Raw genomic sequence first — 12,328 nt, forward strand, 5'->3', positions numbered from 1 at the left:
AGGTACCGCAGTACGACTCGGCTCCGGGACAGGGCCGGTCGGATCCGCCGTTCCCCGGCGCGTGTGCACGCGCTCGGCGGCGGCACCGGGCGTGTGCGCCAGAAGCCCGGCAACACCCGCACTCACTCCTTTCTCCGCACCCGGTGCGCCTTCTCGGCGCACCCGGGGGCGTTTCCAGTCGTCACCCTCATTCCTGGAGTCCCGCGATGGCCACTCCCCTGTCCGACCCCTCGTCCGACACCCCTCTGTCCCCGCTCAGGACCGTTGCCGTCGTCGGCCTCGGCACCATGGGCACCGGCATCGCCGAGATCCTGGCCAAGGCCGGTCGCGAGGTCATCGGCATCGACATCAGCGAGGCCGCCGCCGCCAAGGCCGTCGCCGCCCTGGAGTCCTCGACCGCCCGTGCCGTGGAGCGCGGCCGGCTGACCGAGGAGGAGCGCGCGCAGGCCCTGGCCCGCGTCCGCACCTCCGCCGACCTGCGGGCCGCGGCCGACGCGGACCTGGTCATCGAGGTGGCGCCGGAGTCGTACGAGATCAAGCAGCAGATCTTCCGCGAGCTGGACGGGATCGTGCGCCCCGAGACGATCCTGGCGACCGGTACCAACGCCCTCTCGGTCACGCGGCTGGCCGCCGACTCGGCGCGCCCCGAGCGCGTGCTCGGGCTGCACTTCTTCAACCCGGCACCGGCGATGCGCCTGGTCGAGGTGGTCTCCTCCGTGCTGACCGCGCCCACGGCCGTCACCGCGGTCACCAACCTCGCCCTCGACCTCGGCAAGGAGCCCGTCGCGGTCGGCGACCGGCCCGGGTTCGTCGCCGACGGGCTGCTGTTCGGCTACCTCAACCAGGCGGCCGCGATGTACGAGGCGAAGTACGCCTCCCGCGAGGACATCGACGCCGCGATGCGGCTCGGCTGCGGGCTGCCGATGGGGCCGCTGGCCCTGCTCGACCTGATCGGCATCGACACCGCGCGCCGGGTTCTGGAGGCCATGTACGCCGAGTCCCGCGACCGGCTGCACGCCCCCGCCCCGATCCTCAAGCAGCTCAGCGAGGCGGGTCTGACGGGCCGTAAGTCGGGCCGTGGCTTCTACACGTACGAGGCGCCGGGCAGCGCCACCGTCGTGCGGGACGCGCTGACGCCGCTGGACGGCGCCGCTCTGACCCCCGGCCGGACGGTCCGCTCCGTCGGTGTCGCCGGCTCCGGCACCATGGCGTCCGGGATCGCGGAGGTCTTCGCCAAGGCCGGGTACGAGGTCGTGCTCGCCGCCCGCAGCGAGGAGAAGGCGCAGGCCGCGAAGGCCCGTATCGGCAAGTCGCTTTCCCGCTCTGTCGACAAGGGGCGGATGACCGCCGAGGCCGCCGCGCAGACTCTGGACCTGATCACCGCGGCGGGTTCGTACGACGCGTTCGCCGACGTCGATCTGGCCGTCGAGGCCGTCGCCGAGGACCTGGAGATCAAGCGGCAGCTGTTCGCGACGCTGGACAAGGTCTGCAAGCCGGGCGCGGTGCTGGCCACCACCACCTCGTCATTGCCCGTCGTCGCCTGCGCCCGTGCCACCTCGCGTCCGCAGGACGTGATCGGCATGCACTTCTTCAACCCGGCGCCGGCGATGAAGCTGGTCGAGGTCGTCCGTACGGTGCTCACGGCCGACGACGTCCACTCCACGGTCCGCGAGGTCTGCGGGCGGATCCGGAAGCACGCCGTTGACTGCGGCGACCGTGCCGGGTTCATCGTGAACGCGCTGCTGTTCCCGTACCTGAACAACGCGATCAAGATGGTGCAGGAGCACTACGCGACGCTCGACGACATCGACGCCGCGATGAAGCTGGGTGGCGGCTACCCGATGGGCCCGTTCGAGCTGCTGGACGTCGTCGGGCTCGATGTCTCCCTGGCGATCGAGAAGGTCCTGCACCGCGAGTTCCGCGACCCGGGCCTCGCCCCGGCGCCGCTCCTGGAGCACCTGGTGGCCGCGGGCTGCCTCGGCCGCAAGACCGGCCGTGGCTTCCGCGAATATGCCCGGCGCTGAGCGGCCCGGGGACTGGTTCGGAGCGGGTCAGGAGTGGGGCGGGCTGCTGGATCCCGGCAGCCCGCCCCCGCCCGCCCCGCGCAGCTCTCCGCCAGCCGACCGAAGCGGCTCGCCGCCGCCCGCCCGACCCGGCGCTCCCTCGCCCGTCCAGGGCGGGGGAAACCCCGTGCATGCGCATCAAGCTGCGCACATGCAGTACGTTCGGGTCATGTCCCAGCCCGCCAAGTCCTCACGTACACCAGCCACGTCCGACGCGCCGGAAAGTGCCGCCGGCAGTCGCGCGGCCGCCCAACGGCTCAAGATGCGCCGCGAACTGGCGGCCGCGGCGATGGAGCTGTTCGCGACCAAGGGGTACGAGGCGACCACCGTCGACGAGATCGCGGCCGCGGCCGGGGTCGCCCGCCGCACCTTCTTCCGCCACTTCCGCTCCAAGGAAGAGGCGATCTTCCCGGACCACGACGACACCCTGATCCGCGCCGAGGCGGTACTGAACGCCGCCCCCGCCCATGAGCACCCGCTCGACACGGTGTGCCGCGGCATCAAGGAAGTCATGCGGATGTACGCGGCCCGGCCGGAGATCTCGGTCGCCCGCTACAAGCTCACGCGCGAGGTGCCCACCCTGCGCGAGGCCGAGATCGCGTCGGTGGCCCGCTACGAACGCCTCTTCACCCGCTACCTCCTCGGCCACTTCGACGAGCACGCCCACGACGACGACGCCAACGACGACCCGCTGCTGGCGGAGGTCGCCGCGTCCGCCGTGGTCACGGCCCACAACCACGTCCTGCGGCGCTGGCTGCGGGCGGGCGGGCAGGGCGATGTGGAGGCGCAGCTCGACCATGCCTTCGCGATCGTGCGGAGGACGTTCGGGACGGGCATCGGCGCGGGCCGGGACACCGCGCCGCGTACGGCGCCGGCCTCCGTGGCCGCGCAGGGTGAGGTGCTGGTGACCGTGGCCAGGACGGACGCGCCGCTCGACGAGGTGATGCGGACCATCGAGCAGGCGCTGAAGGAGCGGGCGTAAAGCGTCACCAGGGTGTGGAGGCGAGGACTTGGCCTCCTGGTGGGCTCCGCCACGGGAACCATTTCCCCGGCCCGTCCGTCCTCCATGTCGAAGCACGATCTTCACGGTGTGCGACGGAAGTGGGTTGCCATGCAGACGAACGACCCGACCAAGCTCGAGGCCACGCTGGCCGACGGGCGGCGCATGACCCTGTCCCTCCCCGCGACGGAAGCGAAGTGGGCCGGCGACGGCATAAAGGGCCTGCGCACCGTCCCGCCCACGCACACGGGCCGCGGCGAGGAGCCGCGCGCCCTCCCCGAGGAGCCGGCGCTCCCCCTGCAGATAGCGCTGCTCGGCCTGGGCGCCTAGGCGGGTTGCGGAGGTCCCTGGCCAGCCCCAGCCCCCCGTGCCGGACCGACCGGCCCGGGGCGAGCACCAAGCCGGGCATGTTGTGGCCGTGGCGAGCAGGACGCGAGGGCGGCCCGGTACCGGGCCGATCAGGGACATCCCGTCCGGGGTCATCGGGCGCGACCCATCCACTCCTGCGCCCACCGCTCCCAGTCAGCCCCCGGCGGATACGGCCACGCGGCCGCCGCCAGCGCCTCCACATGGCCCTGCCGGAAGCGGTCCCGGCCCCGGTCCACCTCCATCGCCCCGGCGGCCCGCACGCCCTTGCCCAGCGGCGCCAGCACCGCCTTCGCCGAGCCCAGGTGGACCAGCCGCCTCGGCAGTGACTCGGCCGGCACAGCGACGCTGTAGCCCTTCCCCGGCGGCCACCTCGATCCGTACGCCCAGCAAGGCGGACACCTGCCGGGACCGGACGCCTGCGGCGATCACCACCACGTCCGCCCGATAGGTCCCGGCCGTCGTACGGACCTCGACGCGGTCCGCGCCGCAGCCGCTCGGCCAGCGTGGCCACGAACTGCCCCGGACCCACGGCCCACTGGCGCTCCACCAGGAACCCGGCCCGCGCGGCGGGCCTCAGCGCCGGCCCCGTCTCGGCCAGCGCCGTGGGCACCGGCGCCGTGGTGGCGGGCCGTGCTGCGCAGCCCCAGGGCGGCGAGGAAGTGCAGCAGCGCGCTGCTCGGCACCGGGTTGATCCTGATGGGCTACCACCGGGCGACCGATAGCACCCGATTTGAACCTACTCGTCGGTAACTTTGATCGATCATCGCTCATTTGTTACGTAAAGATTTCATCTGAGAGCAACTTCTGGCACTCGGTGCCTTGCCGGATGACACGCCGTGCCATACGTTGAAGGAGTCCGGGCGGCCGGCGTGCAGAGACCTTTCGTACGTCGGCTGTCCCCGCAAACCCTTCCCGGGGTCTGCGCGCCCGGCGCCTGCGTCACAGGCAACCTCCCGCGCCACAAAGCGCTGCCGAACAGCACCACCCGCCGAACCGACGGCAACCACCAAAACCCTCAGCAGCACCGACGTAACCCTCAGCACCCCTCCCTCAGGGTGCGTACCGCCGGAGGCAACACCGTGACCGTGAAGGACATTCTGGACGCGATCCAGTCGCCGGAATCGACGCCGGCCGACTTCGCCGCTCTGCCGCTCCCCGAGTCGTACCGCGCGATCACCGTGCACAAGGACGAGACGGAGATGTTCGCGGGCCTGCAGACCCGCGACAAGGACCCGCGCAAGTCGATCCACCTGGACGACGTTCCGGTGCCGGAACTCGGGCCGGGCGAGGCCCTGGTGGCCGTCATGGCCTCCTCGGTCAACTACAACTCGGTCTGGACCTCGATCTTCGAGCCCCTGTCGACCTTCGGGTTCCTGGAGCGCTATGGCAAGCTCAGCGAGCTCACCAAGCGCCACGACCTGCCGTACCACATCATCGGCTCCGACCTCGCGGGCGTGGTCCTGCGCACCGGCCCGGGCGTCAACTCCTGGAAGCCCGGTGACGAGGTCGTCGCGCACTGTCTGTCCGTCGAGCTGGAGTCCAGCGACGGCCACAACGACACCATGCTCGACCCCGAGCAGCGCATCTGGGGCTTCGAGACCAACTTCGGCGGCCTCGCCGAGATCGCCCTGGTCAAGTCCAACCAGCTGATGCCCAAGCCGGGCCACCTGAGCTGGGAGGAGGCCGCGGCCCCCGGGCTCGTGAACTCCACGGCGTACCGCCAGCTGGTCTCCCGCAACGGCGCCGGCATGAAGCAGGGCGACAACGTCCTGATCTGGGGCGCGAGCGGCGGACTCGGCTCGTACGCGACCCAGTTCGCGCTGGCCGGTGGCGCCAACCCGATCTGTGTCGTCTCCAGCGAGCAGAAGGCGGACATCTGCCGGGCGATGGGCGCGGAGGCGATCATCGACCGCAACGCCGAGGGCTACAAGTTCTGGAAGGACGAGAACACCCAGGACCCGAAGGAGTGGAAGCGCTTCGGCAAGCGCATCCGCGAGCTCACCGGCGGCGAGGACGTCGACATCGTCTTCGAGCACCCCGGCCGCGAGACCTTCGGTGCCTCGGTCTACGTCACGCGCAAGGGCGGCACCATCGTCACCTGCGCCTCGACCTCGGGCTACAACCACGAGTACGACAACCGCTACCTGTGGATGTCGTTGAAGCGGATCATCGGCTCGCACTTCGCCAACTACCGCGAGGCCTGGGAGGCCAACCGGCTCATCGCGAAGGGCAAGATCCACCCCACCCTGTCGAAGGTCTACTCCCTGGAGGAGACCGGCCAGGCCGCCTACGACGTGCACCGCAACCTCCACCAGGGCAAGGTCGGCGTCCTGTGCCTGGCCCCCGAGGAGGGTCTCGGCGTGCGCGACGAGGAGATGCGCGCCAAGCACATCGACGGCATCAACCGCTTCCGCAACATCTGATCCGCACCATCTGAGACACCCGAGGTCATAGATGACTGAGCGTCAGCCCGCCGAAGGTGCGCGGGAGAAGGACCGGCCGTGGCTCATGCGCACGTACGCCGGTCACTCCACGGCCGAGGCGTCCAACGAGCTGTACCGGCGCAACCTCGCCAAGGGGCAGACCGGCCTGTCGGTCGCGTTCGACCTGCCGACGCAGACCGGCTACGACTCCGACCACATCCTCGCCCGCGGCGAGGTCGGCCGGGTCGGCGTGCCGGTCGCGCACCTCGGTGACATGCGCCGGCTGTTCCAGGACATCCCCCTGGAGCAGATGAACACCTCGATGACGATCAACGCCACCGCCATGTGGCTGCTGGCGCTCTATCAGGTCGTCGCGGAGGAGCAGGGCGCGGACATCACCAAGCTCCAGGGCACGACCCAGAACGACATCGTCAAGGAGTACCTGTCCCGCGGGACGCACGTCTTCCCGCCGGGTCCGAGCCTCCGCCTGACGACGGACATGATCGCGTACACGGTCTCCCACATCCCGAAGTGGAACCCGATCAACATCTGCAGCTACCACCTGCAGGAGGCGGGCGCCACGCCGGTCCAGGAGATCGCGTACGCGATGTCCACCGCGATCGCGGTTCTCGATGCCGTACGCGACTCAGGGCAGGTCCCCGCCGAGAAGTTCGGGGACGTCGTGGCCCGTATCTCCTTCTTCGTGAACGCGGGCGTCCGCTTCATCGAGGAGATGTGCAAGATGCGGGCGTTCGGGCGGATCTGGGACCAGGTCACGCGCGAGCGCTACGGCATCGAGAACCCCAAGCAGCGCCGCTTCCGGTACGGCGTCCAGGTCAACTCCCTCGGTCTGACCGAGGCGCAGCCGGAGAACAACGTCCAGCGGATCGTGCTGGAGATGCTGGCCGTGACCCTGTCCAAGGACGCACGCGCGCGTGCCGTGCAGCTGCCCGCCTGGAACGAGGCACTGGGCCTGCCCCGGCCCTGGGACCAGCAGTGGTCGCTGCGGATCCAGCAGGTACTGGCGTACGAGAGCGATCTGCTGGAGTACGAGGACATCTTCGAGGGCTCGAAGGTGATCGAGGCGAAGGTGGACGAGCTGGTCGAGTCCTCGCTCGCCGAGATCGACCGCATCCAGGAGATGGGCGGCGCGATGGCCGCCGTCGAGTCCGGCTACCTCAAGTCCCAGCTGGTCGCCTCGCATGCCGAGCGCCGGGGCCGGATCGAGTCCGGCCAGGAGAAGATCATCGGTGTCAACGCCTTCGAGGGCACCGAGCCGAACCCGTTGACCGCCGATCTGGACACGGCGATCCAGACGGTGGACCCGGCCGTCGAGGCCCGGGTGATCGCCGGGCTCCAGCACTGGCGCGACACCCGGTACCAGCCGCCCTTCAACCACCCGCGCCCGTGCAAGGCGCTGGAGAGGCTGAAGGAGGCCGCGAAGGGCACCGCCAACCTCATGGAGGCCACCCTGGAGTGCGCCCGCGCCGGTGTCACGACCGGCGAGTGGGCCGGGGCCCTGCGCGAGGTGTTCGGCGAGTTCCGGGCGCCGACCGGCGTGTCGTCGGCGCCGGTGGCGATCCCCGCCGAGGAGGGCTCGGCCCTGTCGCTGGTCCGCCGCAAGGTCGACCTGACCGCGAAGGACATGGGCGTCGGCAAGCTGCGCTTCCTGGTCGGCAAGCCGGGCCTGGACGGGCACTCCAACGGCGCCGAGCAGATCGCCGTGCGGGCACGCGACGCCGGGTTCGAGGTGGTCTACCAGGGCATCCGGCTGACGCCCGAGCAGATCGTGGACGCGGCCCTCGCGGAGGACGTGCACGCGGTCGGCCTGTCGATCCTCTCCGGATCGCACGCCCAGCTCGTGCCGGACGTCCTGGAACGGCTCCGTGTGGCCGGTGCCACAGATATACCCGTGATCGCCGGTGGCATCATCCCGAATGGTGACGCCGAGCAGCTCCGGGCCGCCGGAGTGGCCGCCGTCTTCACCCCGAAGGACTTCGACATCACCGGAATCATCGGCCGCATCGTCGACGAGATCCGGAAAGCGAACAAGCTCGACCCCCTGGAGGTCCCCGCATGACCACGGTCAACCGCCTTCGCCCCCGGCGTTCCTGCCTGGCGGTACCGGGCTCGAACCCCCGCTTCCTGGAGAAGGCTCAGGGCCTCCCGGCGGACCAGGTCTTCCTCGACCTGGAGGACGCGTGCGCGCCGCTCGCCAAGCCCGAGGCGCGGCACACCATCGTCAAGTTCCTCAACGAGGGTGACTGGACGGGCAAGACGAGGGTCGTGCGCGTCAACGACTGGACGACCGAGTGGACGTACCGCGACGTCGTCACGGTCGTCGAGGGAGCCGGCCAGAACCTCGACTGCATCATGCTGCCGAAGGTGCAGACGGCCCAGCAGGTCGTCGCCCTCGACCTCCTGCTGACCCAGATCGAGAAGACGATGGGCTTCGAGGTCGGCAAGATCGGCATCGAGGCGCAGATCGAGAACGCGCAGGGCCTGAACAACGTCAACGAGATCGCGACGGCCTCGCAGCGCGTCGAGACGATCATCTTCGGCCCGGCCGACTTCATGGCGTCCATCAACATGAAGTCGCTGGTCGTGGGCGAGCAGCCGCCCGGCTACCCGGCGGACGCCTACCACTACATCCTGATGAAGATCCTGATGGCCGCCCGCGCCAACAACCTCCAGGCGATCGACGGCCCCTACCTCCAGATCCGCAACATCGACGGCTACCGCGAGGTCGCCCAGCGCGCCGCCGCGCTCGGCTTCGACGGCAAGTGGGTGCTGCACCCGGGCCAGGTCGAGGCGTCCAACGAGATCTTCTCGCCCTCGCAGGAGGACTACGACCACGCCGAGCTGATCCTGGACGCGTACGACTACTACACGTCCGAGGCCGGCGGCAAGAAGGGCTCCGCGATGCTCGGCGACGAGATGATCGACGAGGCCAGCCGCAAGATGGCGCTGGTCATCTCCGGCAAGGGCCGCGCCGCCGGTATGCAGCGCACCAGCAAGTTCGAGATCCCGGAGGCCTGAGCGCGATGCAGTTCGGACGCACCTACGAGGAGTTCGAGGTCGGGGCGACGTACAAGCACTGGCCGGGCAAGACGGTCACGGAGTACGACGACCACCTGTTCTGTCTCCTCACCATGAACCACCACCCGCTCCACATGGACACGAACTATGCGGAGAAGACGACGGACTTCGGCAAGAACGTCGTCGTGGGCAACTACATCTACTCCCTCCTGCTCGGCATGTCGGTCCCGGACATCTCCGGCAAGGCGATCGCCAACCTGGAGATCGAGTCGCTCAAGCACGTGGCGCCGACCTTCCACGGCGACACGATCTACGGCCAGACGACCGTGCTGGACAAGTGGCCGTCGAAGTCGAAGAACGACCGCGGCATCGTCTACGTCGAGACCAAGGGCTACAAGCAGGACGGCACGCTCGTGTGCGTGTTCCGCCGCAAGGTGATGGTGCCGACCGAGACGTACATCAAGGAGCGCGGCGGCGAGCAGCCGGGCCGCCCCGAGCTCAAGGAGCAGGAGAAGTAGCCATGGCGCGACTCGCCCAGACCGCCGGTCTGACCGACATTCAGCAGGAGATCCTCTCCACCGTCCGCGACTTCGTGGACAAGGAGATCATCCCGGTCGCGACCGAGCTGGAGCACCGCGACGAGTACCCGCAGCAGATCGTCGACGGCCTCAAGGAGTTGGGCCTCTTCGGCCTGATGATCCCCGAGGAGTACGGCGGTCTGGGCGAGTCGCTCCTGACGTACGCCCTCTGCGTCGAGGAGATCGCCCGCGGCTGGATGTCGGTCTCCGGCATCATCAACACGCACTTCATCGTGGCGTACATGCTCAAGCAGCACGGCACGCAGGAGCAGAAGGAGCACTTCCTGCCGAGGATGGCCGCCGGCGACATCCGCGGCGCCTTCTCGATGTCGGAGCCGGGCCTGGGCTCCGATGTGTCGGCGATCACGTCGAAGGCGGTGAAGGACGGCGAGGAGTACGTCCTGAACGGCCAGAAGATGTGGCTGACGAACGGCGGAACGTCGTCTCTCGTCGCCGTACTCGTCCGAAGTGACGAAGGACACCCCGAGGGCACCGCGCCCCACAAGTCGATGACGACCTTCCTCGTCGAGAAGGAGCCCGGCTTCGGAGAGGTCCGCCCCGGCCTCACCATCCCCGGCAAGATCGACAAGATGGGCTACAAGGGCGTCGACACGACCGAGCTCATCATGGACGGCCTGCGTATTCCGGCCAATCGGGTGCTCGGCGGCGTCACCGGCCGAGGTTTTTACCAAATGATGGACGGCGTCGAGGTCGGGCGCGTGAATGTGGCGGCCCGTGGCTGTGGTGTCGCTCAGCGTGCGTTCGAGCTCGGCGTCCAGTACGCCCAGCAGCGTCACACTTTCGGCAAGCCGATCGCTCAGCACCAGGCCATCCAGTTCAAGCTGGCCGAGATGGCTACCAAGGTCGAGGCGGCGCATGCGATGATGGTGAACGCAGCACGCAAAAAGGACTCCGGGGAGCGAAACGACCTCGAAGCAGGGATGGCGAAGTACCTCGCCTCCGAATACTGCAAGGAGGTCGTCGAGGACGCCTTCCGGATCCACGGCGGCTACGGCTTCTCCAAGGAGTACGAGATCGAGCGCCTCTACCGTGAGGCTCCGATGCTGCTTATCGGTGAAGGTACCGCCGAGATCCAGAAAATGATCATTGGTCGCAGACTGCTCGAAGAGTATCGGTTCCAGGGCTAGATGTCCGGGTTCGGGGTGCTTTCTTCGAGAAGAAGATCACACCCCGTCAACACTCTTCGGCCGCCGACTCGACTTCCTGGCTTGCCCAGTTGTGGCCCGCGACCGGTACCATCCCGGGAAAGCCGCCGTCCCCCGTCGAAGCGCGGCATCATCCGCTACGAAGGTCATCCATGCCCCACAGCCAAACCTCTGCACCACGCGACAGCCGGGCCGGCGTACGCCTCGCGCGCGGAGCATCGCCGTGGCTTCTCCCGACCGTCGCCACCGCAGCCCTCAGCCTGGCCCGCGCACGCCGCTCCGGCGTAGCGAAGGCCGTGGCCGTGCCCGCCACCGCGCTCGCGGCGGGCATGCTGTGGTTCTTCCGCGACCCCGAGCGCGAGATCGCCCAGGGCCGGGTCATCTCGCCCGCCGACGGTGTGGTGCAGAGCATCATGCCGTGGAAGGACGGCCGCACCCGCGTCGCGATCTTCATGAGCCCGCTCAACGTCCACGTCAACCGTGCGCCGCTCTCCGGCACGGTCACCTCCGTGGAGCACATCCCGGGCGGGTTCGTTCCGGCGTTCAACAAGGAGAGCGAGAACAACGAGCGCGTAGTCTGGCATTTCGACACCGAACTCGGTGACATCGAGATGATCCAGATCGCCGGCGCGGTGGCCCGTCGCATCGTCCCCTACATCCCGCAGGGCACGAAGGTCGAGCAGGGCGACCGTATCGGTCTGATCCGCTTCGGCTCGCGTGTCGACATCTACCTGCCCGAGGGCGTGGAGGTCGCGGTCGAGGTCGGGCAGAAGACCGTGGCTGGGGTGACTCGCATTGACCGTGATTGATCCTGAGACACAGCCGGGCTGGGTGCCCGAGGCCGACGACGTGGACGAAGAGGAGGAGATGCCTCTTTCTCTCCGCCTGTCGATAGCGGACACCCTGACCCTCGGCAACGCGACCTGCGGCTTCATGGCGGTGTACTTCACCACCACCGGCATCCTGATCCCGCACCTCTCGGGTGACGATTTGGGCATGGCCCGCAACAGCGCGGCCACGGCGGTCATCCTGATGCTGTGCGCGGCGGTCTTCGACCTGTTCGACGGCCTGGTGGCGAGGAAGCTGCGCTCCTCCCCCATGGGCGCGGAGCTGGACAACCTCTCGGACCTGATCAGCTTCGGCCTGGCCCCGGCGTACTTCGTCCTGGTCTACGGCATGGTCGCCAACGACGCGCACGAGCGGGTGGCGGCGGTCGGCGCGATCGTCGTTCTGCTGGCGGTGGTGCTGAGACTCGCCCGGTTCTCGTGTGTGACGGTGCCGAACGGCATGTTCCAGGGCATGCCGTCCCCCTTCGGGGCGCTGACGGTCGTCTCGATCGTCCTGCTGGAGCTGCCCTTCGTGGCGACGCTGCTGGCGATCCTGGGTACGGCCTGGCTGATGGTGAGCCGGGTCGAGTACCCGAAGCCGCGGGGGCGCCTCGCGGTGGCGATGCTGTCCTGGATCGTCGTGTCGATGGGTCTGCTGGCGGCCTGGGCCTTCGATGCCCCCAGCGGCCAGCTTCTCCTCCAGACCGGCTGCGCGTTGCAGCTGGTGATGGGCGCGGTCATTCCGCTGTTCGCCACGGCTCGCCGGGTGAACAACTTCCGTGACAACCGGCGTGAGGCGCGGGCGGCGCAGCTGCCGTAGCGCTCCGCTGAGTGGGGCCCCGGACCGGGTTGGTTCGGGGCCC

11 protein-coding genes are annotated in these 12,328 nt (G+C 69.1%); 10 read left to right on the plus strand and 1 reads right to left on the minus strand.

The annotated features are described in order from the left end of the window. The first annotated feature begins 206 nt into the window (after positions 1-206). From ADK36_RS13860 to ADK36_RS13870, 3 genes are all read left to right on the plus strand, one after another. Positions 207-2,024, plus strand: coding sequence for a 3-hydroxyacyl-CoA dehydrogenase family protein (locus ADK36_RS13860; protein ID WP_048579459.1), 1,818 nt, complete (start codon positions 207-209; stop codon positions 2,022-2,024). Between the two features lie 208 nt (positions 2,025-2,232). Then, positions 2,233-3,045 carry a TetR family transcriptional regulator gene (locus ADK36_RS13865; RefSeq protein ID WP_048579626.1) on the plus strand — a complete coding sequence of 271 codons (813 nt, stop codon included), beginning with the start codon at positions 2,233-2,235 and terminating at the stop codon, positions 3,043-3,045. Positions 3,046-3,174: 129 nt separating this feature from the next. After that, on the plus strand, positions 3,175-3,393 hold the full coding sequence (locus ADK36_RS13870) for a hypothetical protein (RefSeq protein WP_048579460.1): 219 nt from the start codon (positions 3,175-3,177) through the stop codon (positions 3,391-3,393). Positions 3,394-3,542: 149 nt separating this feature from the next. On the opposite strand, the gene ADK36_RS13875 is transcribed toward ADK36_RS13870, so the two are convergent. Further along, entirely contained in the window at positions 3,543-3,770 is a 228-nt protein-coding gene (locus tag ADK36_RS13875; RefSeq protein WP_048579461.1) for a hypothetical protein, read from the minus strand. 741 nt (positions 3,771-4,511) lie between these two features. Between ADK36_RS13875 and ccrA the strand changes: the two genes are divergently transcribed. The 7 genes from ccrA (at position 4,512) to pssA (ending at position 12,285) form a co-directional block, all read left to right on the plus strand. Next, positions 4,512-5,855 carry a crotonyl-CoA carboxylase/reductase gene (ccrA, locus tag ADK36_RS13880; protein ID WP_048579462.1) on the plus strand — a complete coding sequence of 448 codons (1,344 nt, stop codon included), beginning with the start codon at positions 4,512-4,514 and terminating at the stop codon, positions 5,853-5,855. A 31-nt stretch (positions 5,856-5,886) separates the two neighbouring features. Beyond that, positions 5,887-7,935 (plus strand): protein meaA, encoded by a 2,049-nt coding sequence (locus ADK36_RS13885; RefSeq protein WP_048579463.1) that lies wholly within the window; start codon positions 5,887-5,889, stop codon positions 7,933-7,935. Next, on the plus strand, positions 7,932-8,894 hold the full coding sequence (locus ADK36_RS13890) for an HpcH/HpaI aldolase/citrate lyase family protein (protein WP_048579464.1): 963 nt from the start codon (positions 7,932-7,934) through the stop codon (positions 8,892-8,894). The genes ADK36_RS13885 and ADK36_RS13890 overlap by 4 nt, the downstream gene beginning before the upstream one ends. 5 nt (positions 8,895-8,899) lie before the next feature. Further along, positions 8,900-9,412, plus strand: a complete 513-nt coding sequence (locus tag ADK36_RS13895) for a MaoC family dehydratase (RefSeq protein WP_030948303.1) — start codon at positions 8,900-8,902, stop codon at positions 9,410-9,412. 2 nt (positions 9,413-9,414) lie between these two features. After that, a complete protein-coding gene (locus ADK36_RS13900; protein WP_048579465.1) occupies positions 9,415-10,620 on the plus strand; it encodes an acyl-CoA dehydrogenase family protein in 1,206 nt (401 codons plus the stop codon). A 170-nt stretch (positions 10,621-10,790) separates the two neighbouring features. After that, the gene (locus tag ADK36_RS13905) at positions 10,791-11,447 is read left to right on the plus strand and encodes a phosphatidylserine decarboxylase (protein WP_048579466.1); all 657 of its coding nucleotides are present in this window, start codon (positions 10,791-10,793) and stop codon (positions 11,445-11,447) included. Positions 11,448-11,469: 22 nt separating this feature from the next. Beyond that, on the plus strand, positions 11,470-12,285 hold the full coding sequence (gene pssA, locus ADK36_RS13910) for a CDP-diacylglycerol--serine O-phosphatidyltransferase (RefSeq protein ID WP_048579467.1): 816 nt from the start codon (positions 11,470-11,472) through the stop codon (positions 12,283-12,285). Positions 12,286-12,328 lie beyond the last annotated feature (43 nt).

The organism is Streptomyces viridochromogenes (genome assembly GCF_001270495.1).
In the GTDB taxonomy this organism is placed as follows: domain Bacteria; phylum Actinomycetota; class Actinomycetes; order Streptomycetales; family Streptomycetaceae; genus Streptomyces; species Streptomyces viridochromogenes_A.

Coding starts and splice junctions, on each gene's coding strand:
- ADK36_RS13860 (WP_048579459.1), top strand. CDS start 207: ATGGCCACTCCCCTGTCCGACCCCTCGTCCGACACCCCTCTGTCCCCG.
- ADK36_RS13865 (WP_048579626.1), top strand. CDS start 2,233: ATGTCCCAGCCCGCCAAGTCCTCACGTACACCAGCCACGTCCGACGCG.
- ADK36_RS13870 (WP_048579460.1), top strand. CDS start 3,175: ATGCAGACGAACGACCCGACCAAGCTCGAGGCCACGCTGGCCGACGGG.
- ADK36_RS13885 (WP_048579463.1), top strand. CDS start 5,887: ATGACTGAGCGTCAGCCCGCCGAAGGTGCGCGGGAGAAGGACCGGCCG.
- ADK36_RS13890 (WP_048579464.1), top strand. CDS start 7,932: ATGACCACGGTCAACCGCCTTCGCCCCCGGCGTTCCTGCCTGGCGGTA.
- ADK36_RS13895 (WP_030948303.1), top strand. CDS start 8,900: ATGCAGTTCGGACGCACCTACGAGGAGTTCGAGGTCGGGGCGACGTAC.
- ADK36_RS13900 (WP_048579465.1), top strand. CDS start 9,415: ATGGCGCGACTCGCCCAGACCGCCGGTCTGACCGACATTCAGCAGGAG.
- ADK36_RS13905 (WP_048579466.1), top strand. CDS start 10,791: ATGCCCCACAGCCAAACCTCTGCACCACGCGACAGCCGGGCCGGCGTA.